Annotated in this window: 25 protein-coding genes and 2 tRNA genes; 14 read left to right on the plus strand and 13 right to left on the minus strand. The window is 59.5% G+C overall.

Annotated elements, in window-relative coordinates:
• The first annotated feature begins 125 nt into the window (after positions 1-125).
• Complete coding sequence (locus Q0I19_RS00520) at positions 126-683, plus strand: manganese efflux pump MntP family protein (protein ID WP_294760567.1); 558 nt, start codon at positions 126-128, stop codon at positions 681-683.
• Positions 684-798: 115 nt separating this feature from the next.
• Positions 799-2,400, plus strand: coding sequence for a DUF6020 family protein (locus tag Q0I19_RS00525; protein ID WP_294760565.1), 1,602 nt, complete (start codon positions 799-801; stop codon positions 2,398-2,400).
• Between the two features lie 177 nt (positions 2,401-2,577).
• On the opposite strand, the gene Q0I19_RS00530 is transcribed toward Q0I19_RS00525, so the two are convergent.
• Genes Q0I19_RS00530 through Q0I19_RS00555 form a run of 6 tightly spaced genes read right to left on the minus strand, consistent with a single transcriptional unit; the run spans position 2,578 to position 7,635 of the window.
• On the minus strand, positions 2,578-3,414 hold the full coding sequence (locus Q0I19_RS00530) for an RnfABCDGE type electron transport complex subunit B (RefSeq protein ID WP_294760563.1): 837 nt from the start codon (positions 3,412-3,414) through the stop codon (positions 2,578-2,580).
• Between the two features lie 18 nt (positions 3,415-3,432).
• Entirely contained in the window at positions 3,433-4,071 is a 639-nt protein-coding gene (locus Q0I19_RS00535) for an Rnf-Nqr domain containing protein (protein WP_294760561.1), read from the minus strand.
• Positions 4,068-4,760 carry an electron transport complex subunit E gene (locus Q0I19_RS00540; protein WP_294760559.1) on the minus strand — a complete coding sequence of 231 codons (693 nt, stop codon included), beginning with the start codon at positions 4,758-4,760 and terminating at the stop codon, positions 4,068-4,070. Before Q0I19_RS00540 ends, Q0I19_RS00535 begins: the two co-directional genes overlap by 4 nt.
• Positions 4,761-4,762: 2 nt before the next feature.
• Entirely contained in the window at positions 4,763-5,338 is a 576-nt protein-coding gene (locus tag Q0I19_RS00545; protein WP_294760557.1) for an FMN-binding protein, read from the minus strand.
• Complete coding sequence (locus Q0I19_RS00550) at positions 5,338-6,294, minus strand: RnfABCDGE type electron transport complex subunit D (protein ID WP_294760555.1); 957 nt, start codon at positions 6,292-6,294, stop codon at positions 5,338-5,340. The genes Q0I19_RS00545 and Q0I19_RS00550 overlap by 1 nt, the downstream gene beginning before the upstream one ends.
• A 3-nt stretch (positions 6,295-6,297) precedes the next feature.
• Positions 6,298-7,635 carry an RnfABCDGE type electron transport complex subunit C gene (locus Q0I19_RS00555; protein WP_294760554.1) on the minus strand — a complete coding sequence of 446 codons (1,338 nt, stop codon included), beginning with the start codon at positions 7,633-7,635 and terminating at the stop codon, positions 6,298-6,300.
• 321 nt (positions 7,636-7,956) lie between these two features.
• On the opposite strand from Q0I19_RS00555, the gene Q0I19_RS00560 reads away from it, so the two are divergent.
• Positions 7,957-8,094: a hypothetical protein gene (locus Q0I19_RS00560; protein ID WP_294760552.1), complete on the plus strand. Its 138-nt coding sequence runs from the start codon at positions 7,957-7,959 to the stop codon at positions 8,092-8,094.
• A 68-nt stretch (positions 8,095-8,162) separates the two neighbouring features.
• Here Q0I19_RS00560 and Q0I19_RS00565 read toward each other — a convergent pair whose 3' ends face one another.
• The 3 genes from Q0I19_RS00565 to sdaAB all read right to left on the minus strand — a co-directional run bounded on the left by Q0I19_RS00565 (position 8,163) and on the right by sdaAB (position 11,179).
• Complete coding sequence (locus Q0I19_RS00565) at positions 8,163-9,560, minus strand: Sapep family Mn(2+)-dependent dipeptidase (protein WP_294760550.1); 1,398 nt, start codon at positions 9,558-9,560, stop codon at positions 8,163-8,165.
• Between the two features lie 65 nt (positions 9,561-9,625).
• Positions 9,626-10,510, minus strand: coding sequence for an L-serine ammonia-lyase, iron-sulfur-dependent, subunit alpha (sdaAA, locus tag Q0I19_RS00570; RefSeq protein WP_294760549.1), 885 nt, complete (start codon positions 10,508-10,510; stop codon positions 9,626-9,628).
• Positions 10,511-10,522: 12 nt separating this feature from the next.
• Positions 10,523-11,179 (minus strand): L-serine ammonia-lyase, iron-sulfur-dependent subunit beta, encoded by a 657-nt coding sequence (sdaAB, locus tag Q0I19_RS00575; protein WP_294760547.1) that lies wholly within the window; start codon positions 11,177-11,179, stop codon positions 10,523-10,525.
• A 206-nt stretch (positions 11,180-11,385) separates the two neighbouring features.
• Between sdaAB and Q0I19_RS00580 the strand changes: the two genes are divergently transcribed.
• Together Q0I19_RS00580 and Q0I19_RS00585 are read left to right on the plus strand one after the other, a co-directional pair.
• Positions 11,386-11,476, plus strand: a tRNA-Ser gene (locus tag Q0I19_RS00580).
• 39 nt (positions 11,477-11,515) lie between these two features.
• A tRNA-Ser gene (locus Q0I19_RS00585) sits at positions 11,516-11,606 on the plus strand.
• Between the two features lie 68 nt (positions 11,607-11,674).
• Here the strand turns inward: Q0I19_RS00585 and Q0I19_RS00590 are convergent.
• The gene (locus Q0I19_RS00590; RefSeq protein ID WP_294759378.1) at positions 11,675-12,400 is read right to left on the minus strand and encodes a TraX family protein; all 726 of its coding nucleotides are present in this window, start codon (positions 12,398-12,400) and stop codon (positions 11,675-11,677) included.
• Between the two features lie 82 nt (positions 12,401-12,482).
• Positions 12,483-12,983: a hypothetical protein gene (locus tag Q0I19_RS00595; protein ID WP_294759379.1), complete on the minus strand. Its 501-nt coding sequence runs from the start codon at positions 12,981-12,983 to the stop codon at positions 12,483-12,485.
• A 589-nt stretch (positions 12,984-13,572) separates the two neighbouring features.
• Here Q0I19_RS00595 and Q0I19_RS00600 point away from each other — a divergent pair.
• From Q0I19_RS00600 to Q0I19_RS00640, 9 genes are all read left to right on the plus strand, one after another.
• Entirely contained in the window at positions 13,573-13,971 is a 399-nt protein-coding gene (locus tag Q0I19_RS00600; RefSeq protein WP_294759381.1) for a hypothetical protein, read from the plus strand.
• A gap of 124 nt (positions 13,972-14,095) precedes the next feature.
• Entirely contained in the window at positions 14,096-15,679 is a 1,584-nt protein-coding gene (gene hisG, locus Q0I19_RS00605) for an ATP phosphoribosyltransferase (RefSeq protein ID WP_294759383.1), read from the plus strand.
• Positions 15,676-16,962, plus strand: a complete 1,287-nt coding sequence (gene hisD / locus Q0I19_RS00610; protein ID WP_294759384.1) for a histidinol dehydrogenase — start codon at positions 15,676-15,678, stop codon at positions 16,960-16,962. Before hisG ends, hisD begins: the two co-directional genes overlap by 4 nt.
• A gap of 25 nt (positions 16,963-16,987) precedes the next feature.
• On the plus strand, positions 16,988-18,052 hold the full coding sequence (gene hisC, locus Q0I19_RS00615) for a histidinol-phosphate transaminase (RefSeq protein WP_294759386.1): 1,065 nt from the start codon (positions 16,988-16,990) through the stop codon (positions 18,050-18,052).
• 23 nt (positions 18,053-18,075) lie between these two features.
• A complete protein-coding gene (gene hisH / locus Q0I19_RS00620) occupies positions 18,076-18,693 on the plus strand; it encodes an imidazole glycerol phosphate synthase subunit HisH (protein ID WP_294759387.1) in 618 nt (205 codons plus the stop codon).
• A gap of 10 nt (positions 18,694-18,703) precedes the next feature.
• Positions 18,704-19,420, plus strand: coding sequence for a 1-(5-phosphoribosyl)-5-[(5-phosphoribosylamino)methylideneamino]imidazole-4-carboxamide isomerase (gene hisA, locus Q0I19_RS00625; protein ID WP_294759389.1), 717 nt, complete (start codon positions 18,704-18,706; stop codon positions 19,418-19,420).
• 18 nt (positions 19,421-19,438) lie between these two features.
• Positions 19,439-20,197 (plus strand): imidazole glycerol phosphate synthase subunit HisF, encoded by a 759-nt coding sequence (hisF, locus tag Q0I19_RS00630; RefSeq protein ID WP_294759391.1) that lies wholly within the window; start codon positions 19,439-19,441, stop codon positions 20,195-20,197.
• Positions 20,198-20,267: 70 nt separating this feature from the next.
• A complete protein-coding gene (gene hisIE / locus Q0I19_RS00635; protein WP_294759393.1) occupies positions 20,268-20,924 on the plus strand; it encodes a bifunctional phosphoribosyl-AMP cyclohydrolase/phosphoribosyl-ATP diphosphatase HisIE in 657 nt (218 codons plus the stop codon).
• A gap of 1 nt (position 20,925) precedes the next feature.
• Positions 20,926-21,753, plus strand: coding sequence for a histidinol-phosphatase HisJ family protein (locus tag Q0I19_RS00640; RefSeq protein WP_294759394.1), 828 nt, complete (start codon positions 20,926-20,928; stop codon positions 21,751-21,753).
• A gap of 72 nt (positions 21,754-21,825) precedes the next feature.
• Here the strand turns inward: Q0I19_RS00640 and Q0I19_RS00645 are convergent, their stop codons facing one another.
• The gene (locus Q0I19_RS00645; protein ID WP_294759395.1) at positions 21,826-22,707 is read right to left on the minus strand and encodes an aldose 1-epimerase family protein; all 882 of its coding nucleotides are present in this window, start codon (positions 22,705-22,707) and stop codon (positions 21,826-21,828) included.
• Positions 22,708-22,735: 28 nt separating this feature from the next.
• Positions 22,736-23,599: a putative manganese transporter gene (locus Q0I19_RS00650; protein ID WP_294759397.1), complete on the minus strand. Its 864-nt coding sequence runs from the start codon at positions 23,597-23,599 to the stop codon at positions 22,736-22,738.
• Positions 23,600-23,607 lie beyond the last annotated feature (8 nt).

Raw genomic sequence — 23,607 nt, forward strand, 5'->3', positions numbered from 1 at the left:
TGCCAACATAATGGGTTTATGACCCTGGCTTAACTTTAATTGACGAGACTTATCTGCTCCGGATTCGGGGGCAGATGAGTCTTTTTTTATTTGCCGCGCTCCCGCAAAAAGATGGAGGAAATACGATGACTTTAACGGATCTGATTTTGATTGCCGTGGGGCTTTCGATGGATGCCTTTGCCGTGTCTGTCTGCAAGGGGCTGTCGGTGCGCAGGGTAAGCGCAAGACATGCGCTGCTTTGCGGCGTGTGGTTCGGCGGGTTTCAGGCGCTGATGCCGCTGCTGGGCTTCTTTTTGGGCGACCGCTTTGCCGTGCTGCTGACCCGCTTTGGACCGTGGATCGCCTTTGTGCTGCTTGCGCTGATCGGCGGCAATATGATCAAGGAGAGCTTTGGCGGGGACGAAACGCTGGACGACGATTTTTCCGCCAAGGCCATGCTGCCGCTGGCTGTGGCCACCAGCATTGATGCCTTTGCTGTGGGCGTCAGCTTTGCGGCCATGCAGGTACACATTGCCACGGCGGCGGGGCTGATCGGGGGTATCACCTGCGGGCTGTCCGCTGCGGGCGTCAAGGCGGGCGCGGTGTTCGGTGACAAATACCGTGCCCCGGCAGAGCGCGCGGGAGGCGTGGTGCTGATTTTGATTGGCGCCAAAACGCTGCTGACCGGGCTGGGGGTTCTGTAAAACCGACGCGGCGCGGCAGAAATTGCCCCGCTTATCCCCTGCCGCGGCTTGCTAGGCAATGGGCAAATGTGGTATAATTAAGGCGGTATTCTTATCAAAATGAGAAGGTTTTTCTATGAACGCATGTAAAAAACTGGTCTTTCCCCTGACGGCGGTCATGGTGGCTGTTGTGGCGCTGTTGCAGGTCATGGGGGAAAGCTATTCCGCCATAAACAGCTGGAACCGGCTGTTTGAAAACCCTGTACAGAGCACGGTGCAGTTCCTGACCGTATTTATGTTGTGGTATGCCCTGCTGGCGGCGGCCTACCGCTGGTGCGAGCGCCCCTTTACCGCCGAAACGCCTGTGCCCTACAAAAAGGTATTTGCTTTTTCGCTGCTGGTGCTGGGCATCTGCTGGCTGCCGGGCATCGTCATAAATTATCCGGGCAGCTTTGGCACCGATGCACTGTATCAGCTGAAGGGCTATTACGGGTACGAGGTGTTCATAGACGACAACCTGCTGCATACCCTGATGATGGCGGTTTTTGTAAACCTGGGGGATCTTTTCGGCAACCGTGGCTTGGGCGCGTTTTTGTACACGGTGTTTCAGGCGCTGCTGCTGGCGGTCAGCTTTGCGGTGGTCTGCGCGGAAATTTACACCATGCTGCGGGGCAAGGGCCGCAAGCCCGGCTATGTCCTGAGCCTTTTGTTCTTTGCTGTGGTGCCCATGTGGGGGCAGTTTGCCCAGTGGATCAGCAAGGACGTGCCCTATACGGCCATTACAACGCTGTGGCTGGTCTGCATGATGCGGTGCATCCGCAGCGGCAAAACCGTGAGTCGGGCTAACCTGGTATGCCTGACGGTTACGGCCATCCTGACCTGCCTGCTGCGGCTGAACGGGCCGTTTGCGGTGTTCCCCACCATGGTCGTGCTGCTGTTGGCCATGCCGCGCGCTACAAAGAAATATCTGGCGGTGTCGCTGCTGTCGGTGCTGGTCATCTACACGGGGGCGCACAAGGTGCTGAGCGTGCCGGCCGGCCGCATCACCGAAAACCAGCCCCTGAAACTGGCGGGCATGGTGCACCTGAACCAGGTGCAGCAGGTCATGCGCAGCTATATTGAGCATCCCGGCGGTATCACGCCGGAGGAATATGCCATCATCGACGAGGTCATCGAGGCCGACAAGATGGTCGAGACGTACAGCCCGACCAATCTGGATCCCATACTGGGCATACGCCGCGCGACCACGCCGGAGGAGATACGGGCATTTCAGCAGCTGTGGTTCAGGATCTTACTGCGCTACCCTGCCAGTTGTGTGCAGGCATCGCTGAACAAATGCTTTGGCTATTATTCGGCATCGGCCAGAGGCTATGTCAAGCTGCTGGGCCATGAGATCGAGCCGGATCCGCGGCTGGAATTGACGCCGGCGTTCTCCGAGGCGGCGCGCGGACGATATCAGGAGTTTATATCCAAGGTGGAAAATCTGCCGGGACTGCGGTATCTGGCAACGGCGGGCTTTTACACCCAGGTGGCGTTTTTGTGCGGCTGGTCGCTGCTGCGCAAAAAAAAGTGGAAGGAGCTTATCCCGCTTTTGCCCATCGGTGTGAACATCTGCGTTTGCCTGGCCAGCCCGCTGTCAAGATTTATCCGCTATGAACTGCCTGTGGCAGCGGCGGCCCCGCTGCTGATGGCCTGGGTGGTGGCCGTGCTGAAGGCACCCCCGCAGGAAGAAACCTAATGGCAACACCGCACAATTCTCTCCTAACTGCTTAGCAGCTGCCGCACCTCGCCTTCCGTATCGGCACTTAGAATTGTGCGGCATTGCCCTTATAAACAGAAAAGGCACCGCGCCGTTCCCGCCGCTAAGGCAAAGGAATGACGCGGTGCTTTTTGGTTTGTTTGGGACAGGCCCTGCTTACAGGACCTTATGCTCCGGCACGGCAGAATCCACAGGGCGGGGCGAACCCTCGACCCACTGGATGGCCTTCTTGGGGCACTTGGAAACGCAGGTGCCGCAGCCGTTGCACTTGGTGTAGTCGATCACGGCAACGTTGTCCTTGAGGAAGATGGCCTCGTTGGGGCAGTTGCGCACACACAGGCCGCAGGCAATGCAGCCGACACGGCAGGCCTTGTTGACCACAGGGCCTTTGTCCTTGCTGGAGCACTTGACGGCGGGCTGGGAGGCGATGGGTTTCATCTGGATAATATGGCGCGGGCAGGCGACGGTGCAGGCGGTGCAGCCGGTGCACTTGGTGCGGTCGACCAAGGCAACGCCGTTTACCACATGGATGGCGTCAAACTTGCACGCGCGGGTGCAGTCGCCCAGACCCAGGCAGCCGAAGGCGCAGGCACTGGGGCCGCCCGCCACGGCAGCCGCGGCGGCGCAGGTCTGGATGCCCTGATAGTCAAACCGCTTGCCGCAGTTGACACCGCCGTTGCAGATAACGGTGGCGCGCAGGCTGGGGCGGTCGTCGGTATCGTTGCCCATGATCAGGTTGATGGCATCGTTGGTCTTGTCGCCGCCGGGGGCGCACTTGTAGGTGGGGGCTTTGCCCTCAACGATCGCCTTGGCGTAGTCGGCACAGCCGGCGTAGCCGCAGCCGCCGCAGTTGGCGCCTGCCAGACATTCGGTGATCTGGGCAATGCGCGGGTCCTCGTACACGGCCATGAATTTGGAGGCCAGCACCAGAATGACGCCGCCGGCCAGACCCAGCACCACCAGTACGACGATAGCTAATACAATCGGGTTCATACGTTTGTTTCCCCTTTCTTAGAAAATCGCGTTGATGATGTTTTCGACCATACCGCCGAAGCCCATAAAGCTCAGCGAGGTAATGGCGGCGGACACCAGCGTGATGGGCAGACCCTTAAAGCTCTCCGGCGGGTTGGCGTTTTCGACACGCTGGCGCACACCGCAGAACAGCAGCATGGCAACCAGGAAGCCGACACCGGCACCGGCGGCGCAGACGAGCGCCTCGGCATAAGCAAGGCCGAAGCCGTACTGCTCGACCACGGCGGAGTAGTCCTGCACGGCCAGAATGGTGACACCCAGCACGCAGCAGTTGGTGGTGATCAGCGGCAGGTAGACGCCCAGGGACTGGTACAGGGCGGGAACGTATTTTTTGAGGGTGATCTCGATCAGCTGCACCAGCACGGCAATGACCAGAATGAACACGATGGTCTGCAGGTAGCCGAGGTCAAAGGCGTCCAGCAGCAAAATTTGCAGCGGGAAGGTCACCGCCGTGGCAATGACCATGACCACGATAACGGCCATGCCCATACCGGCGGAGGAGTCCAGCTTTTTGGAAACGCCCAGGAACGGGCAGATACCCAAAAACTGCACCAGAACGTAGTTGTTGACCAAAATCATGCTGAAGAAAATGGTGGCAAAAGTGGCTACGGGATTCATTGCTGGGCACCTTCTTTCTGATTCTGCTTGGCGTCGTCGATCTGCTCCAGCATAACGTCGCCGCAGGTCTTGCGCTCAATGGGTTTGTTCAGCTTGCGCTCCAGCCAGACACAGCCGGCCATCAGGCAGCCGAACACAAAGAAACCGCCGGGGGCAGAGTTCATCACGGTCATGCGGTCGATGCCTTCGGGAATGACGGTGATGCCCAGCCAGGTGCCGTTGCCGATGATCTCACGGATGGAGGACATCAGCACCATGGTCAGGATATAACCCACGCCCATGCCGAGACCGTCCAGTGCGGAATCGACCACGGTATTTTTGCAGGCAAACATCTCGGCACGGCCAAGGATGATGCAGTTGACGACGATCAGCGCCAGGAACACGCCCAGGCTCTTGTACAGGCTGGGGACAAACGCCTGCAGGATCATCTGCACCACGGTAACGAAGGTGGCGATGATGACAATGTAGCACGGCAGGTGCACCTTGGCGGGGATGATCTTGCGCATGGCAGAGATAACAATGTTGGAGCATACCAGCACAAAGGTCATGGCAAAGCCCATACCGGCAGCGCCGGATACGGTGGTGGTAACGGCCAGCGCAGAGCAGCAGCCCAGCACCAGACGCAGAACGGGGTTTTCACGCAGGATGCCCGCGGTAAATACTTTCCATTTGCTCGGTTTTTCCGCCATCGTTACATACCCCCCTTGATTTCGTTATTGTAGCAGTCGATTGCGGCGTTGACCGCATTGTACACGGCATTGGTGGAGTAGGTCGCGCCGGAGATGCTGTCTACGGGGCTGCCCGCGGAAACCTTGCCGCCGTTCCAGCCCATAAAGCCGGAGGCGAAGCGCTCCTCCCCTACCTTGGAGCCGATGCCGGTGGTCTGGGTGGAGGCGTCGATGCTGATGCCGGAGATAGCACCGTTGCCATCAAAGGCAACGTAGACGGTGACGTCCTTGCCGGAGTAGCCGGTGGCAGCTGCCTTGACGGCAACATCGCCGGCGGCGGTCTTGACGGCACCGGCCACGTTGGCGGTGGTCAGGTTTTCCACCTCGGTCAGCTCATCGGTGGTGGTACCCTGCGGCAGCACCGACACATACGCGGCCAGGGTCTCGGCACGGGTGTTGGCCTCAATGATGGGGGCGGTGATGTTGTTCAGCACCGCCAGGATCGCGCTGCACACCAGGCAGATGACAACCAGCACGATAACGGGAAAAACCAGCTCTTTAGAAGCGGACTGCTTCTCGGCAGAAGAATGGTTGGCCATCAGGCAGCGCCCCCTTCCTTGACTTTCTTGGGCTTTTTGTAGCCGAGCGGGATCTGGTGACCCCAGGCGTTGAACCAGGGCACCATCAGGTTGCCCAGCAGAATGGCAAAGCTCATGCCTTCGTTCATCGAGGCAAAGTTGCGGATGAGGAAGGTCACCAGACCGATAAAGATGCCGTAGAACAGCTTGCCCTTGGTGGTGAACGGGCAGGTCACATAGTCGGTCGCCATAAAGACGGCACCGAACAAAAGACCGCCGGACATGCACTGCAAAAGTGCCAGATACGGGTCGCCGGTGTACAGGGCGCTGAGTACAAACATCGTACCCACGATGCTGACGGGAATGGTGGCGTGGATGGTGCCGCTGGCCAGCAGAATGGCAAAGCCGGCAAGGATCGCCAGCACGCTGACCTCGCCCAGCATACCGCCGTGGAAGCCCAGGAACATATGCAGCAGGTTTACGCTGCGCAGCTCACTGCCGAGCGCCAGCGGCGTGGCGGAAGCCAGCGCGTCAACGCTCATATCCGGGTAGACGTAGGCGGTCATACGGGAGGTAAAGCCCAGGAACAGGACGATACGGCCCACCAGCGCGGGGTTGGCGAAGTTGTAGCCCAAGCCGCCGAACAGCTGCTTGGTGATCACGATGGCGACAAACGCGCCGACAATGGCGATCCACAGCGGCATACCCACGGGCATGTTCAGCGAAAGGATCATGCCCGTGACCACGGCGGACAGGTCCTTGACCGTGACGGGCTTGTGCAGGAGCATCTCATACAGATACTCAAAGAATACACAGGCAAAGGTGGTAACGACCACCAGCACCAGCGCGCGCATACCGAAAATCAAAGCCGACGCCAGCACGGCGGGCAGCAGCGCAATGACCACATAGCCCATCAGGCTGCGGGTGGTGGCTTTGTCCCGAATATGGGGCGAGGCGGTTACAATCAGGTTTTCCACGGGTTATTTGCCCCCTTTCCGCAGCTCGCCCATGTACCAGCCCTTGGCCAGCGTCATGGTCTGGCTGACGGGGCGCTTGGCGGGGCAGGCGTAGCTGCAACTGCCGCAGGCCACGCACAAATCTACGCAGCGGGCCTTTAAGACATCAAAATCTTTGTTGTTGAACGCTTCGGCAATGGCCACAGGCTCCAGACCCATGGGGCATGCCTCAATGCAGCGGCCGCAGCGGATGCAGGCCGAAGGCTCAGGCAGGACGGCGGCTGCCTTGCTGAGCAGCAGCAGACCGTTGTTCTGCTTCAAAACCGGGAAGTCCGCGCCGGGCGCGGCACCGCCCATCATGGGGCCGCCGAAGATGATCTTGCCCAGGGGCACATCTTCCTTGATGCCGCCGCAGGCTGCGATGACATCGCTGTACATAGTGCCGATGGGAACCTCAATGTTCTGGGGCTTGGCGATGGCGTCGCCCTCCACGGTCAGGCGCTTGCTGACCAGCGGAATACCGGTCTTTAAGTATTTGCCCAAGGTGGACACACTGGTCACGTTCATAATGACGCAGCCGACATCGGCGGGCAGACCCGGCTTGCCGGAGGGTCCCACCTGCGGCACCTCGCGGCCGGTGCAGGTTTCGACCAGCGTTTTTTCTGCGCCCTGCGGGTAGCGCATGGGCAGCGGCTTGACGGTGACGCCGGGCATCTTGCGCACCAGGGAGCACATCAGGTCGATGCATTCGGGCTTGTTGCGCTCAATGCCGATGATGCAGTGCGGAATGTCGCAGTACTTCATCACGGCGCTGATGCCGGAGATGATGGTGTCGCTGCATTCCAGCATTTCGCGGCAGTCGGTGGTCAGGTACGGCTCACACTCGGCAGCGTTGATAAGCAGCGTGTCGATGGTGTTGGCAGCGAGCTTGACATGGGTCGGGAAGCCGGCACCGCCTACGCCGACCAGGCCGCAGTTCTGCACGGCGGCCATCAGGCTGGCTTTGTCGGTGACGGTGGGCGGCACACAGGCGGGGTCTACCGTCTGGGCACCGTCCGTCTTGATGGTGACGGCGGTGGTCATGGCTCCGTTGACCATACGCAGCGGGGCGATGCCCTCCACCGTGCCGGACACGCTGGAGTAGATGTTGGCGCTGACGAACCCGCCCGCCTTGCCGATGATGGTGCCCACCTGCACGGTGTCACCCTTTTGGACGGTCGGCTCTGCCGGTGCGCCGATGTGCATAGACATAGGGATCACAACGCGGTCGGGAACGGGCATCTGCACCGTAGCCAGCCCTGCTGTGCCTTTGTCGTGCGGGACGGCAGCACCCTTGGCGGAGCGCTTTAGGGACTTAAACAAGCTGATTTCCCCCTGTTCTGATGTGACCGCGCACCGATTTTGCGGTGCGGCACAGTCACGTTGAAATGGCGTCCGGCTGCGGTGATGCCAGCGAAAAAGGCAAGCCTTGCTCCAACCGGACAAATATACAGTATCATTTTAACATTTTTGGGATTCAAGTCAAGGCGATTTTGTGAAGAACGTCCGAAAAAATCGGAATGCGCAATTTATGCAGAGTTTTGCGCAAATGTTGCAAAGTATGTAACTTACTTGCAACTGCGTGCTTCTTGTGGTATAGTATAAGTAGAAAAAATAACAGGCGCAAACCGGGAGGGCAGCGATATGAAACATCTTGGCAGAATTTTGGCAGTTTTGGTTGTGGCGGGCGGTATTTTCGCCTTGGTCGCCGCCCTGTGCCGCCGCACAAACCGGCAGGACAGCGGCTATGTCACGCTGTACGACAGCGGCGTGGAATTTTGAGTGTACTTTGAGAGTACATTAAAAGAATGAAAACAGCCCCGCTTCCCTTGGGAAGCGGGGCTGCTGTTTTACAGCTCGATTTCCTGCAGACGCAGCAGGGCCAGAATATAAATTTTCAGCGCTTCGATGAGCTTATCGAAGTTAGCGCCCTCGTTGGCACCGTGCATCGGACCGGCAAACTCCGGCAGGGGCAGGTCGGTATGCTCGGGGCCAAAGCTGACCGCATACGGGAAGTGGCGCGCATAGGTGCCGCCGCCCATCGTGAAGGGGGTCTTGCCCTCGCCCGTGACGTCGTTGTAGGTGTGGATCAGCGTCTGGATGGCGGGGCTGTCGGCGGCAATATAGAACGGCACGCGGCTGGAAACATTCTCCAGTGCGGCGGCATCGCCGCAGACCTTGCGCACGGCGGCGGACATCGTTTCGGGGTTGGTGTTGGTGGGGTAACGGCAGTCAAAGGTCTGGCGGATGACGCCGTCCTTCATGCAAATGGTACCGCCCACCACGGTCAGCGGGTCAAACAGACCATCGTCGGCGGCAATGCCCAAGGCGGTGCCGTCGGTGTCGGCGTGCAGGGTGCGCAGTACCTGCAGATAGGCGTTTTCCGCTTCGGTGCAGATGCCGCTGTCCAGCAGATAGCGCACGATCAGACCGATGGCGTTCACCGTGCCGGCGGGCATGGCGGCGTGGCCGCTCTTGCCCCAGCCGCGGATGACGGTGGTGCCGGGCTGCTCCCCTGCTTCCAGCGTGATGCCCTCGGCGGGGGTCAGGCGGTCAGCGGGGACGTTCACCACGCAGAAGGCGCGGTCGGGCACGGCGTTGACAGCAACACCGCCCTGAAAGTCCAGAATGACGCCGTTCAGCGCGTGGCTGACCAGCTCGCCGCTGAAGCCGCCCTTTTCGCCGTTGCAGACCGGGAACTCGGCATCGGGGGTAAAGCAGAAAGCGGGCATCGGGTAGTGCTCGGCGTAGTAGTCAACGTCGTGCATATGGGTCTCCTCGTTGGCACCCAGCAGGGCGCGCACGGGGTAGCGCAGGGCAATGCCGCTGTCCTTCAGGTATTTGAGGGCGTACAGGCAGAGGATGCTCGGCCCCTTGTCATCGGCAACGCCGCGCCCCAGCAGCCAGCCGTCGCGCACGCGCACGGTGTAGGGGTCGGCGTCCCAGCCGTTGCCCTCGGGGACAACGTCGGTGTGGGTGATGGTGGCCAGGAACTTCTGCCCCTCGGCGATGGGGGCGGTGTCGGCCCAGCCGATGTAGCCGTCGGCGTTATAGGTGTGCAGACCCAGCTCGGCGGCGATCTCCAGCGCCTTGTCCAGGGCGGCCTTGGGGCCTGCGCCGAAGGGTGCGCCCGGCTCGGGGGTGCCCTCGACACTGGGAACGGCTACCAGGCGGGTAATGTCCCGCAACACGGCGTCGCGGTTTTGTTCGGCAAAGGCATCAATGGATGCCCAACGCGGATCATTCATAGTCAAAAACCTCCGGATGGTTTATTTTGTTCTATATAATATAGTATAGCATACTTGGCAAGGGGTCACGGTGTGTCAAAGCCACGGGTCACGGCGTCGCGGATCTTGCAGCCGGTGGGGGTGCCTGCCAAACCGCCGATGCCGGTTTCGCGCAATTCGTGGCTCATCGCATTGCCGACCTCAGCCATGGCGTCGATGACCTCATCGGCGGGAATGTGCCCCACCACACCCGCCAGCGCCATATCGGCGGCAGAAACGGCGTTCATCGCGCCGATGACATTGCGCTTGACGCAGGGAATTTCCACCAGACCCGCCACGGGGTCGCAGACAAGCCCTTCCAGATTGGTCAGGGCCATGGCAAACGCCTCGGCGGCTTGTTCGGGTGTGCCGTTTTTCAGCACGGTCAGCGCGGCGGCAGCCATGGCACTGGCGGCGCCGACCTCGGCCTGGCAGCCGCCCTCCGCCCCTGCCAGGGTGGCTCTGGCGGCAACGACCTGCCCGAACCCGGCGGCAACATACAGCGCGCGGCAGACCGCGTCCTCGTCGGCGCGTCCGGCGCGGAACAGCGGCAGCAGCACGGCGGGCAAAACACCGCAGCTGCCGGCGGTGGGCGCCGCCACGATGCGTTTCATACAGGCGTTGCACTCGGCGGTTTTCAGGGCTTCGGCGATGACCTCGGCAAAGTAGCCGTCGGCATAAAGCCTGCCCTCCCCTGCTGCCTGGGCAACCTTGGCGGCGTCGCCCCCGGCGTAGCCGCTCATCGAGCGGTCAGCGCCGCAATACCCTGCACTGGTGGCGCACATAACGCCCCACAGGCGGTGCATTTCGGCTTCGCTCTCGGCGCGGGTCAGGCCGCTTTCGGCAAGGTCGCTTTCCAAAATGACTTCATACAGCGGGTGCCCGCTCTGCTTGCAGGCATCCAGCATGGAACTGACAGATGAGAACGCCATTTCAACACCCCCTTATACGTTTAATATCGTGACCTTGATAATGCCCGGCAAGGCAGAAAGCTCGCCGCACAGCTGCTCCGGAAGGGGCTGGTCGCATTCCAGCACCATAACGGCGTAGCCGCCCGCCTCGGAGCGGAACAGCTGCATGGTGGCAATGTTGATGCCAAGGCGGCTCAGCGCGCCGGTGACGGCGGCAACGTGTCCGGGAGAGTCCTGGTTAAAGACGATCAGCGTGTTGCGGTCGCCGCCGAAATGGGTGGTAATGCCGTCAATGCGGCAGATGTTGATGCGTCCGCCGCCGATGGATTCGCCCATGACCTCCAGCTTGCGCCCGGATACCCCCACCAGCCGCAGCATGGCGGTGTTGGGATAGCCCCCGCGCAGCGTGCCGGTGGAAACTGTGAACTGCAGCCCCTGCGCGTCAGCGATGGCAAAGCTGTTCGGGATGCGGTCGTCGTCGGGCTGCATACCCAAAAGCCCCGCAACCAGCGCACGGTCGGTGCCGTGTCCGCGCCCCGTGGCGGCAAAGCTGCCGTATAAAATAATGTCGGCTTGGGCAGGTGCCTCGCCCAAAAGGCGGCGCGCCGTGCTGCCGATGCGCACCGCACCCGCCGTATGGCTGCTGGAAGGCCCCGTCATGACCGGGCCCAGCACATCAAATAAACGCATAGTTGTGCCCCCTGTTGTTTACGGTTACGATATTGCCTTTAGTATACTGGATTTTGTGCCGCAATGCAAGCCACCGACGGACAGCGTAAAAATAAAAAGGCGCAGCTGTGCCGAAAAAATAAAAAGTATAAAAAAATTCTGCTTTAGGCTTGACATTTGCCAAAACGTTTGGTATACTATCAAACGTACTTGGCGGCAGCCACTGTGGAGAGGTGTCCGAGTGGTTTATGGAACTGGTCTTGAAAACCAGCGATTCGCGAGAGCGGACCATGGGTTCGAATCCCATCCTCTCCGCCATTTTTAATGACAAGTGAATAGAGATATCACTTTGACTGTGGAGTAATACTCAAGAGGTCGAAGAGGCGCCCCTGCTAAGGGCGTAGGGTGGGAAACCGCCGCGAGAGTTCAAATCTCTCTTACTCCGCCAACAAAAACCCGCGTATCTGCGTAAGATATGCGGGTTTTTGATATTATAAAAATAGCGCGTTACGAAGTTTATACGAACTGCCACCCATGCGCCAGCAGCCCCAGCAGGAGAAGGTGTGCGGGGTAAAAGGCATAAAAGAAAAGTGCGTTCTGCCGCCCGCGCTGCCCCGTGTAGGCATTCAGCAGAAAAACGTCGGGCAGGGCGAAAATTTCTAAAGAGCCTGTCAGGCACAGGGGCAGCAGTGCGGCGGTAAAGCCGACACTGCGGTTAGCAAAAAGCGGCGGCAAAACGTAGAATAAAACGATAGTCACAACACCTGCGGCGCCGTAATCGGTACCAAGAAGCTCCGCCAGAAATGTCAAGGCGGCAGCGGCAGCGCCGCCCAACACCAGCGCAGCGGGGTCGGTTTGCCCAAAGCGGGCTTGCAGGGCGCGCAGAATTTGCAGCGCCAAAAAGCCCAGCAGCAGCGTAAACAGGACATTGTTGGCGTGTCCCGCGTCCCGCCAACGACCCAGTGTGGCATAGTTAAACGCAGGCTCGGAAAGCAGCGCTACGCCCAGCAGCCGCAGGGCGTAGCGGCGCGGATGGGACGTGTGGCGCACGCCCTCGGCAAGCAGAAAGCAGTAGATCGGAAAGGACATCCGCCCGATGCACCGCAGCACCAGATAGACGGCCGCTGCCGTGGGGTCGGCAAGGTGCGGCACCAGCAGGACGGCCCCGATATGATCCAGCAGCATGGTGAGCATGGCAAACCATTTCAGCCCGCTGCCGGAAAGTGAAAAACCTGTGGGCAAGCGATCCCCTCCTTTCCCTTTTATTTATTATAGCACGCAAAAAGTAAAACGCCAGCCTCCCGAAGGAGTCCGGCGTTTGTTTTTATTGCGCCAGTGTGGCGGTCACAGCGGCGAAATCCTCGGCAGAGGCGTTTTTGCCATACAGGGAGAACTGGCGTTGACCGGATTCGTCATACCAGCGTGTCCAAGGACTGCCGTCCACAGTGGCAAAATCCTCATTGGTATCTCCGACGGTTTTGCCGGCCATCCACAAACCGGAGATATCCTCCTGCGTGGGGGCTGTGCGAAGGGTGTATACGGCACCGTTATATGTAAAGCGGTATTCCGCGAGCGTGTAGGCTTCACCCTCCATGGCGGAGAAATGCTCCTCGCTTACGGATAGGTCTTTGGGGGCGGTCAAGGATGTTCCGACAGCCGCGTTTAAGGCATCCAAGGTGTCGTATTCCTGCCAGGGGTTGGGAATTTGGGCGCTGTCCGCAGCAGAAGTTGGGTCAGCAACATCGGAACGGCTGCTTTGGGTAGAGCAGGCTGCCAGAGTGGCGGCGCATACAACGGTCAACAAAAAACAGAAAAAGCGTTTCATAAAAAATCCTCCAAAATCTTGTCTTATGCGGCTGACGGTACCGTGTCATTTTGCCGTTCACCTACATAGACGGCAAAGACACGATGTATGTTACAGAGGGTATATAAGACAACACCGCACAATTCCCGCCTTACGGCTTAAGCACCGCTCCGGCGGATCTCCGCGCCAAGAGCCGCCGCAAGCGGCGGTTGCGCTCCGAAGCGCCTCGCTGCGGCTCGGTGTGCGGCACAGCATCTGCGTTGCCAAAATGCTCGATAATGTCGGGTTGCGGTACCCGCATCGTGCTTCGGGGGCAAAAGCCCCTTGCACTCTGCGACCGCTGCCCCTGCTTCGGTTCGCTGTATCCGCCACTGGCGGCGCTCACCTTTGCAGCACAAAGTATTATCTGCGCTTTTGGCTTAACAGCTGCCGCACCTCGCTCGCCGTATCGGCACTTAGAATTATGCGGTATTGCCATAAGTTCATAAATTGTGAATTTTTATTGACATTGCTTGTAATTTTGTGCGTGCTGTGGTATACTAACCAAAAAATATAAGGCGACACCGCATAAATTGCCGTGCGCCGCAAGAGTGGAAAAGAGGTTTTGACAATGTCTTTGCTGAAAAAGCTGGTTGGTCTGGCTGTCGGTGCTGCCGCTGTGGGCGCGGCTGCCTATCTTTTGAACCGTGACGAGCATACCGAGGAGTACGAGCATATTGTGGGCCCGGAGGATGAGGTCGAGACCGATTCCGCCGAGCCCGCTGAGGATGCGTCTGCCGCGGCGGAAACCCCTGCCCCCGCAGACCCTGAGAACGTGCCTGCCGAAGCCGAGGACACCGCTGCCGAAGTGCAGCCTGCCCCCGCCAAGGCGGACGAGACCCCCAACGTCAACCCGGTAGAGCTGGGCGCGGTGGAGGTTCCCAAGACCGAGGACGGCAAGCTGGATGCAACCAAGATTGCCGACCCCGCCGATTTCGGCGATTGGGAAGAACAGGGCTGCAAGGGCTGATATCACGCTGAACGGGCGCATCTTTGCGATTTGGCAAGGGTGCGCCCTTTTTTATTGAACTAGCACTTTACAACTTTACTGTGCTAAAGTATAATAGAGAGATAGAGGATAGGAGAGGCAGGATATGGATATGGATCTGCAAAATTTTACCCCCGCCGAGCGCGCGACCTTTACGCTGCGCGCTTTGTATGAGCAGGCCGGTTACCGCAAGTACCGCTGCTCCCGCTTTGAGGAGTACGCCCTGTATCAGGAGTACAATCGTTTTTTGCCGGACACCCAGGTGGTGACCTTTACCGATCTGGACGGCAAATTGCGCGCCATAAAGCCTGATGTTACGTTAAGTATTGCCAAAACCGCGCAGCCTGCCCCCGAGGAATGCAAGCGCTTTTATTACAATGAGGAGGTCTGCCGCCCCAGCCGCGAAAGCCACACCTTCCAGACCATACGGCAGATGGGCTTGGAATGTATGGGTGCGGTGGACGCTGCCGTTCAGGCCGAGGCCGTCGGTCTGGCGTTGCAGAGTCTGGCGGCGCTGGGGGTTGCCACGGTGCTGGAAATCAGCCACATGGGCTTTGTGACGGGGCTTTTGGACGCGCTGAACATCGAGCCTGCGGCACGGGGACGGCTGCTGAAATACCTGCGGGGCAAAAACGGACACGAACTGCGTCGCGCCGCCGAAAAATTCGGCCTGTCTGCTGCGGCGGCCGACAGTCTGTGCGGCCTTTTGACGCTGCACGGCACCCCCGCCGAGGTGCTGCCGCAAGCGGAAACCTGCTGCCTGTGCGAAGCCCAGCGCGCCGCCCTGACAGAACTGCGCCAGCTGCTGGACACCCTGCCGCCGCAGGGCTGCGAACTGCGTCTCGATCTGAGCATGGCGGACGAGATGGACTACTACAACGGGCTGGTGTTCACCGGCTATGCGGCGGGCATCCCCTGCGCGGTGCTGAAGGGCGGCCGCTATGACTACCTGATGCAGCGCTTTACCCCCACCGCGAACGCCATTGGCTTTGCCATGTACCTGGACGAATTGGAACGCCTGGCGGCTCCCCTGCCCCCCGTACAGCAAAAGCAGCCCGAAAAAATCTGGCTGAACATCGCCCTGCCCAAAGGCCGTTTGGGCGATACGATGTACAATTTGCTGGCAAATGCGGGCTACAGCGCCAACGAGGATTACAACGACACCCGCAAGCTGGTGGTGGAAAACCCCGACGCGGGCGTGCGGTACTTTTTGGTCAAGCCCAGCGATGTGGCCATTTATGTGGAGCATGGCGCAGCGGACATCGGCTTTGTGGGCAAGGATATTCTGACGGAATCCGCCGCCGATGTGTACGAGCTGCTGGACACGGGACTGGGAAAATGCCGCATGTGTGTGGCAGGCCCCAGGCAGTTTGTCGACGATGAGAGCCGCGCTTTGCGGGTGGCAACCAAGTTTGTGAACATCGCCCGTGACCACTACGAGCGCCGAGGGCGGGATATTGACATTATCAAGCTGAACGGCTCCATTGAGCTGGCCCCGATTTTGGGGTTGTCGGACGTCATTGTGGACATTGTCGAAACCGGCACGACCTTAAAGGAAAACGACCTGACCGTGTTGGAGGAGTTTATGCCCATCTCGGCACGGTTTATCGCCAACAAGGCGAGCTATAAGTTCAAATATCAGCGTGTTACCGAACTTTTACAAAAAATGAAGGAGGCGCTTGCCCAATGATTCGCCTGTATGATTTTGATGAAGTACGCCCTGAGGATATCCTGAACCGCGATATCCGCGCCGAAGCCAACGTGGAAGCCGCCGTGGATGCCATTATTGCCGATGTCCGCGCGCGTGGCGATGCGGCGCTGATCGACTACGCCGCCAAATTTGACCACGCGCAGCTGGACAGCGTGCAGGTGAGTGCGCAGGAGATCGAGGACGCCTTTGCCTTGCTGGAAAAGGACGATCCGACGTTTATTACCACCCTGAAAATGGCGGCGGAGAATATCCGCCATTTCCACGAGCAGCAGCTGCACAAAAATTTTGTTATGACCGACCGTCCCGGCATTGTGCTGGGGCAGAAATACACCCCCATCCAGCGCGCGGGCGTGTATGTGCCGGGCGGCACGGCGGCGTATCCGTCCACCGTTTTGATGGACGTTATCCCCGCCAAGGTTGCGGGCGTGCAGCAAATTGTCATGATGACCCCTGCCGAGCGGGACGGCAAGGTGAACCCCAACATTCTGGCGGCGGCGGTCATTGCGGGCATTGACTGCATCTTCAAAAGCGGCGGCGCACAGGCGGTGGCCGCCCTGGCCTACGGCACCGAGAGTGTGCCCGCTGTGGATAAAATCGTCGGCCCCGGCAACATTTATGTGGCCACTGCCAAGCGCAAGGTGTTCGGCAAGGTGGGCATTGATATGATCGCAGGGCCGTCGGAAATTCTGGTGCTGGCGGATGGCAGCTGCAACCCCGCGTGGGTGGCCGCCGATATGCTGAGCCAGGCCGAGCATGACAAGCTGGCCAGCCCCGTGCTGGTGACAGACAGCGCCGAATTGGCCAAGGCCGTGCAGGCAGAGTTAGAAGTGCAGATCCCCCAACTGCCCCGCGCCGCGATTGCCCGCGAGAGCGTGGACACCAACGGCAAGATCATTGTGACCGATGATATGAACAAGGCAATCGAGGCGGTGAATATCATTGCGCCGGAGCATCTGGAAATTTGCGTGGACGACCCCTTTGCGGTGCTGAATAAAATCCGGAACGCGGGCAGCATCTTCCTGGGCAAAAATGTGCCGGAGGCGTTGGGCGACTACTTCGCCGGGCCAAACCACACCCTGCCCACCAGCGGCACGGCGCGGTTCAGCAGCCCCTTGGGCGTGGACGATTTCGTCAAGAAGTCCAGCTTTATCTACTACACCCGCGAGGCACTGGGCGAGGTGCAGAGCCGCATTGCCGATTTTGCCGAGCACGAGGGCCTGCACGCCCACGCCAAGAGCGTGACCATTCGGTTCGAGGAGTGAGAACGCGAACGTAGGAGGACGACCCATGAGCCGCTATTTTACCAAAACGCTGTCGGCGCTGGAGCCGTATGTGCCCGGCGAACAGCTGAAGCTGAAAAACCTTGTCAAGCTCAACGCCAACGAAAACCCCTATCCCCCCTCCCCTGCAGTGGCACAGGCGGTGGCACAGGCGGTGCCGGGGCTGCGGTTGTATTCCGATTTGACCAACGCCGACCTGAACGCCGCCATTGCGGCGCACTGGGGCGTTAAGCCGGAAAATATCCTGTGCGGCAACGGCAGCGACGAAAACCTGCTGCTGGCGCTGCGCGCCTTCTGCGATGCCGATACACCGCTGGCATTTGCCGATATAACCTACAGCTTTTACACGGTGCTGTGTGATTTGCTGCATATCCCGCAGCATGTTATCCCGCTGCGGCAGGACTTTACCCTGGACGTAGCCCCCTACTGCGGCTTGCATGAAACGGTGGTGATCGCCAACCCCAACGCCCCCACAGGCCTGCTGCTGCCGGTGCCGGAAATTGAGAAAATTCTGCAGGCCAACCCCGACAACATCGTGGTGGTGGACGAAACCTACATAGAGTTTGCCCCGCAAGGTGCAAGCTGTCTGCCGCTGCTGGAACGTTACGAAAACCTTGTGATCACGCATACCTTTTCCAAAACGCACAATTTGGCGGGGGCACGGCTGGGCTACTGCATCGCCCGCCCGGAGCTGATTGCGGATATGAACCGCGTCAAGTTCAGTTATAGCCCCTACAACGTAAATTCGCTGACACAGGCGGCGGGTGCGGCGGCCATACGGGACGAGGCCTATTTTGCCAAAACCCGCGATGCGCTGCTGAAAACACGCCGACAGACCGCCGAACAGCTGCGCCGCCGCGGCTTTACGCTGGCGGATTCCCACACGAATTTCCTGTTTGCCACCACCGACCGTATGCCGTGCCGTGAAATTTTTGAGCAGCTGCGGCAGCGCGGTGTGCTGATACGCCGTTTTGACGCGCCGCGCATTGAAAATTATCTGCGCATTACCATCGGCACCGACGCCGAGATGGCGCGGTTCTTTGCGGCGCTGGACGAAATTCTGGCGTTATGATGTATTTTAGGGGGGAAGAAAGTATGATAGCCATTGTGGATTACGGCGTGGGCAACCTGTTCAGCCTGGTATCGGGGGTAAAAAGCCTGGGCGTACAGGTCTGCGTGACCGATAAAGCAGACGATCTGCGCGCAGCCGACCGCATCCTGCTGCCCGGTGTGGGCGCGTTTGCCGATGCCGCCGCCAAGCTGAACGCCACCGGCCTTGTGCCCGTTTTGCGTGAAGAAACGCAGAAAAAGCCGCTTTTAGGTATCTGCCTGGGGATGCAGCTTCTGTTTGAAAAAAGCTACGAATACGGTGAGCACGCGGGGCTGGGGCTGATCCCCGGTGAGGTGGTGCCGCTGGCAGACGATTTGCGGGATCCCACCTTAAAGGTGCCGCATATCGGCTGGAACGCGCTGGACATTGTGTCGGGGCATGAGGACGACCCGCTGTTTAAGTACATCCGAAACGGCGAATATGTCTACTATGTTCACAGCTTTTACGCCAAAAACTGCGCGGCGTCCACGCTGGCCACCAGCGAGTACAGCCTGCCGGTCACGGGCGCGGTGCGGCGGGGGCTGGTGTACGGCACGCAGTTCCACCCCGAAAAATCCGGCGACACGGGGCTGCGGCTGTTGAAGGCCTTTATGGAATTGTGAGGAGGACGCTATGAACATCTACCCTGCCATTGACTTGCGCGGCGGGCAGGCCGTGCGGCTGTTCCAAGGCGATTACGACCAGATGACGGTCTACAACGCCGACCCCGTGGCGCAGGCAAAGCTGTTTTTGGACGCAGGTGCGAAGTATCTGCACGTTGTGGATCTGGATGGCGCCAAGGACGACACCACCGCCAACCGCCGGACCATTGCCGCCATTGCAGCGCTGGGCGGGCTGAAAATCGAGGTCGGCGGCGGTATACGGGACGAGCAGCGGATCAAAATGTACCTGGATCTGGGCGTTGACCGCTGCATTTTGGGCACGGTGGCCGTCAAGGATTTTGCCTTCACAGAGCACATGGCGCAGAAATACGGTACGCGCATCGCCGTGGGCGTTGACATGAAGGACGGCCTTGTGGCGGTAAACGGCTGGAAGGAAGTCACCCCCGAGCCGGGCGTTGCCTTTTGCAAACGGTGCGCGGCGGCGGGCGTGCAGGCGGTCATTGCCACCGATATCTCCCGCGACGGCACGATGCAGGGCACCAATATGGCGCTGTACCGCGAACTTTTGCAGATACCCGATTTGCAGATCACTGCCAGCGGAGGCATTGCCCGCATAGAGGAACTGGCGGAATTGCAGGCCATGCACTGCCACGCCGCGATTCTGGGCAAGTCGGTCTACACCGGCGGCATTGACCTGAAAACCGCGCTGCAGCGCTATCAGAATTAAAAGGAGCGGAGGGAAAGTATGGTTACCAAACGCATTATTCCCTGCTTGGACGTCAAAAACGGGCGTGTGGTCAAGGGCGTGAACTTTGCGGGGCTGCAGGACATGGCAGACCCCGTGGAGATGGCGCGTTACTACAACGCCGCAGGGGCGGACGAGCTGGTGTTTTACGACATTACGGCCAGCGCCGAGGGGCGCGCCCTGTTTACCGACATTCTGCGCGAGGTCGCGCGGCAGGTTTTTATCCCGCTGACGGTGGGCGGCGGCATCAACAGCTTAGAGGATTTTGACCGCGTGCTGAAATGCGGGGCCGACAAGGTCAGCGTGAATTCGGGGGCCATCAAAAACCCAGCGCTCATCAGCGCGGCGGCGCAAAAATACGGCAACCAGTGTGTGGTGCTTTCGGCCGATATTAAACGTGTGGACGGCAAATTTATGCTGTTTGCCAAGGGCGGGCGCGAAAACACCGGCATGGACGCGCTGGACTGGCTGCAGCAGGGCGTCCAAAACGGCGCAGGTGAGCTGGTGGTCAACTCCATCGACACCGACGGCGTCAAAAACGGCTTTGACCTGGAGCTGCTGGACGCTGTGGCCAAGCGCTGTGCCGTGCCCATTATCGCCAGCGGCGGCGCAGGCAAAAAAGAGGATTTCCGCGAGCTGTTCTGCAACCACCCCGCTGTGGATGCCGGGCTGGCCGCGTCGATTTTCCACACAAAGCAGCTGGAAATTTGCGCGTTAAAACAATATCTGCGCCAAAACGGCGTGGAAGTGCGGCTGTAAGCCCAAATACCCCTTGCCAAATGTGCACAAAAGAGGTACACTATATTATATATTTTAGGAGCGTTTCGCTATGGAGATTCGTGAAAATTCCAAATCCTTACAATTCGATGCCAACGGTCTGATTCCCGCCATTGTGCAGGATCACTACACCAAGGAAGTGCTGACCCTTGCTTACATGAACGCCGAAACTCTGGCGCTGACGATTGCCGAGGGCCGCACCGTGTTTTGGTCCCGCAGCCGGCAGGAAATCTGGCGTAAGGGCGAGACTTCCGGCAATGTGCAGCGCGTGGTGTCTATTACGGCAGACTGCGATAAGGACGCCTTGGTGGTGGAGGTCATCAAGGACGGCCCTGCCTGCCATACCGGTGCCGAAAGCTGCTTTTTCAACACGGTGTACCTGTCCGACGAACTGAAGCAATTCACCTGGCAGGGGCTGTATACGCTGATCGAGGGCCGCAAAACCGACCCCAAGGACGGCAGCTACACCACCTACCTGTTCAACAAGGGACTGGAAAAGATCCTGAAAAAGGTGGGCGAGGAAAGCACCGAGGTCATTATTGCGGGAGCCAAGCGCGATAAGGAAGAAACCGTCTACGAAATCAGCGATCTGGCGTACCATGTCATGGTCTTGATGATCGAGCTGGGAATTTCGGTGGAGGATATCACCAAGGAACTGGAAAAAAGACATGTGATCGACCATAAAGTGAAGCAGGAAAGGATGCAGTAATATGGCTGACCAATACTTGAAGAGTTCTGTGCACGTTCACACCAAGCTGTGCGACGGCAAAAACACACCGGAGGAGGTTGCTGTTGCCGCCTGGAAGGACGGCTTGCAGACCTTGGGCTTTACCGGGCACAGCCACACCGCCCACGATTTGGAATATTGCATGACCCAAAGCCGCACCGCGCTGTACAAGGCGCAGATCGAAAAGCTGAAGGAGCGCTACGCCGGCAAGATGGATATCCTGTGCGGGCTGGAGTGGGATCTGTACAGCGACGATGACCCCACCCGCTACGATTACTGGATCGGCAGCTGCCACTATGTGCAAGGTCCCAAGACCGGCAAATATTATGAGATCGACTGGCGCAAGGAGGATCTGCGCGCCTGCATCGATGATGATTTTGACGGCGATGGCTTGGCCGTGGCGGAGGAATACTTTGCCAACGTGGCCAAGGTGGCGGAGAAAAAGCCCACGATTTTGGGACACTTTGACCTGATCAAAAAAATCAACGGCAGCGGCGAGTTCTTTGACGAGAGCGACCCGCGCTACCTGGCAGCCGCCAAGGCAGCCCTGATGACCGCCGCGCGCAACCGCTGCGTGCTGGAGGTAAATACCAGCGGCGTGTACCGCGGTTTCCGCAAGGACTACTTCCCTTCTGACGAACTGCTGAAGGAGTGGCTGATCCTGTCGGGCAATGTGGTCATCACCGCCGATGCCCACGAGGTCAAGGCGCTGACCTTCGGGTTTGCGGATGTCGCCGCCAAGCTGAAGGAACTGGGCTACACCAAGGTCCAGGTGCTGGGCAAGGACGGCTTTACCGCCTGCCCGCTGTAATGTAAATCATAAAGCAAGAACCCCCTGCCCCGGAGCAAGCGCTCTGAGGCAGGGGGTTCTTGTTTTGGAATATTACCGCACAAAGGTGGTGGAAAGGGTCGTGGACCAGCTTTCGCCCTGCTTTAAGCTGGCGGCGCAGGGGCGCTGTTCCCACTCCAGGGGGCCGTTTTCCTCGCCCGGCAGGCTCTGCCACGGCTCAATGCAGATGAAGTGCAGCGGCTTTTTGGCGGCCGACCAGATCAGCGTGTACGGGAAACCCGAAACATCGCAGATGACGCTGCGCCCGGTATCCTTTTCGACCACAGAGACATGCGCGCTGCGCAGGTTGACCATGCAGTGGCTGTCGTTGTCGAACAAATCATCCGTCAGGGGGATCGCCTCGGTGTTGCGGGCCAGATAATAGCTCTGCCCGTTCAGCAGACCATTGGGCACGGCGCTGACGCACAGCGGGGATTCCAGCCCGTCAAAGCGGATCTCGTAATCCTCGGTCTTGTGCTTGTCGTCAAAGGGCAGCGCAAAGGCGGGGTGGTAGCCGATGCCGAAGCGCAGCTGCTCCTCGACGGGGTTTTCCACCGTCAGGGTGTGGTGCACAGTTTCGCCGTCCAGCGCAAAGGTGCTGCGCAGCACAAAGGCGTAGGGCCACTTGGGCAGGGTGTCGGCGTTGGCGTGCAGCTCAAATACCAGGGTGTCGGCGGTTTGGCTGACCAGCGTATGCTCGACATCACGGGCAAAGCCGTGCTGGCTGCCGGCATACTCCATGCCTTTGGCAATCATCTTGCCGCCGGTCAGCTTGCCGGTGTAGGGGAACAAAATCGGTGCGTGGCGGCCCCAGACGGCGGGGTCGGCCTGCCACAGCAGCTCGGCACCGGTGGGCTTGTGGATGACGCTGACGGCCTCGGCGCCGTGGGTGTCTACGGTGAGGCGCAAGAGTTCATTCTCGACAGAATACTGCATACAAAGTTCCCTCCGTGTAAAGTGTGGCTTACAGGACGAGCTGCAGCAGCATACCCGCTGCCGCACCGACTGCCCATAAAAGCCCGGTGATAAATACATTCTGCTTCCAGCTGGGGTTTACCCGCCACAGCACCGCCAAGCCCACACCGGCACCGGCGGTAAGCCCGGCAAACAGGCTGCCGAAGCCGATGGCCCCCTGCACATAGAGCTGGGCCAACAGTACGCTGGCGGCGCAGTTGGGGATAAGCCCTACCAGCGCGGTGAGCATGGGCTGGAAAATCCCCATGCTGCCCAGGGCGGAAACCAGGACGTCCTCGCCTACGGACTCAAATACCAGGCCGATCAGGAAGCTGAAAACCAGAATAAAGGCGAAAATTTCCAGCGTGTGGCGCAACGCCGCCAGAAAAATGCCGCTGTGCTCCTCATGCTCCTCGTGGCAGTCGACGTCATCTGCACTGCCGGCATAGCCGCCGTACAGCGAGCGCGGCAAAACGCGGCGCAGGGGCATGTCCAGCAGCGCACCGCCCGCAATGGCAAAAATCACCTTGCAGACGATCAGCAGCACAAGGCTGCTCCACTGCGAAGGCTCGGCCGCCAAAAGGGGGATCGCCTCGTCGCTGGTGGCGATAAACACCGCCAGCAGGGTGCCGGGCGTGATGACACGGCTGGCATACAGGTTGGATGCAACAGCGCTGAAACCGCATTGCGGCACACAGCCCAGCAAGGCACCGGGGAGAAATCCCCACTGCCCGCCCCCTGCCAGCGCGTTTTCAATGCGCTCGCCGTGGTGGCGTTCGAGCCATTCGATCAAAAGATAGGCCAGATACAAAAACGGCAGCATTTTTACGCCGTCGATCAGTGCATCCAACAGGGCATCCAGAATAAGTTCCATAAAACCTC

Origin of the sequence: uncultured Gemmiger sp., assembly GCF_934561205.1 — a bacterium.
Classification (GTDB): domain Bacteria; phylum Bacillota; class Clostridia; order Oscillospirales; family Ruminococcaceae; genus Gemmiger.

Bases quoted from the DNA above. Each gene is read 5' to 3' on its own strand.
- Q0I19_RS00560 (WP_294760552.1), top strand. From the start codon at position 7,957: ATGAAACATCTTGGCAGAATTTTGGCAGTTTTGGTTGTGGCGGGCGGT.
- hisIE (WP_294759393.1), top strand. From the start codon at position 20,268: ATGGAGATTCGTGAAAATTCCAAATCCTTACAATTCGATGCCAACGGT.
- sdaAA (WP_294760549.1), bottom strand. From the start codon at position 10,510: ATGGCGTTCTCATCTGTCAGTTCCATGCTGGATGCCTGCAAGCAGAGC.
- sdaAB (WP_294760547.1), bottom strand. From the start codon at position 11,179: ATGCGTTTATTTGATGTGCTGGGCCCGGTCATGACGGGGCCTTCCAGC.
- Q0I19_RS00600 (WP_294759381.1), top strand. From the start codon at position 13,573: ATGTCTTTGCTGAAAAAGCTGGTTGGTCTGGCTGTCGGTGCTGCCGCT.
- hisA (WP_294759389.1), top strand. From the start codon at position 18,704: ATGAACATCTACCCTGCCATTGACTTGCGCGGCGGGCAGGCCGTGCGG.
- Q0I19_RS00645 (WP_294759395.1), bottom strand. From the start codon at position 22,707: ATGCAGTATTCTGTCGAGAATGAACTCTTGCGCCTCACCGTAGACACC.
- Q0I19_RS00650 (WP_294759397.1), bottom strand. From the start codon at position 23,599: ATGGAACTTATTCTGGATGCCCTGTTGGATGCACTGATCGACGGCGTA.
- Q0I19_RS00530 (WP_294760563.1), bottom strand. From the start codon at position 3,414: ATGAACCCGATTGTATTAGCTATCGTCGTACTGGTGGTGCTGGGTCTG.
- Q0I19_RS00595 (WP_294759379.1), bottom strand. From the start codon at position 12,983: ATGAAACGCTTTTTCTGTTTTTTGTTGACCGTTGTATGCGCCGCCACT.
- Q0I19_RS00640 (WP_294759394.1), top strand. From the start codon at position 20,926: ATGGCTGACCAATACTTGAAGAGTTCTGTGCACGTTCACACCAAGCTG.
- Q0I19_RS00535 (WP_294760561.1), bottom strand. From the start codon at position 4,071: ATGAATCCCGTAGCCACTTTTGCCACCATTTTCTTCAGCATGATTTTG.
- hisF (WP_294759391.1), top strand. From the start codon at position 19,439: ATGGTTACCAAACGCATTATTCCCTGCTTGGACGTCAAAAACGGGCGT.
- Q0I19_RS00525 (WP_294760565.1), top strand. From the start codon at position 799: ATGAACGCATGTAAAAAACTGGTCTTTCCCCTGACGGCGGTCATGGTG.
- Q0I19_RS00520 (WP_294760567.1), top strand. From the start codon at position 126: ATGACTTTAACGGATCTGATTTTGATTGCCGTGGGGCTTTCGATGGAT.
- Q0I19_RS00540 (WP_294760559.1), bottom strand. From the start codon at position 4,760: ATGGCGGAAAAACCGAGCAAATGGAAAGTATTTACCGCGGGCATCCTG.
- hisD (WP_294759384.1), top strand. From the start codon at position 15,676: ATGATTCGCCTGTATGATTTTGATGAAGTACGCCCTGAGGATATCCTG.
- Q0I19_RS00565 (WP_294760550.1), bottom strand. From the start codon at position 9,560: ATGAATGATCCGCGTTGGGCATCCATTGATGCCTTTGCCGAACAAAAC.
- Q0I19_RS00545 (WP_294760557.1), bottom strand. From the start codon at position 5,338: ATGGCCAACCATTCTTCTGCCGAGAAGCAGTCCGCTTCTAAAGAGCTG.
- hisH (WP_294759387.1), top strand. From the start codon at position 18,076: ATGATAGCCATTGTGGATTACGGCGTGGGCAACCTGTTCAGCCTGGTA.
- hisG (WP_294759383.1), top strand. From the start codon at position 14,096: ATGGATATGGATCTGCAAAATTTTACCCCCGCCGAGCGCGCGACCTTT.
- hisC (WP_294759386.1), top strand. From the start codon at position 16,988: ATGAGCCGCTATTTTACCAAAACGCTGTCGGCGCTGGAGCCGTATGTG.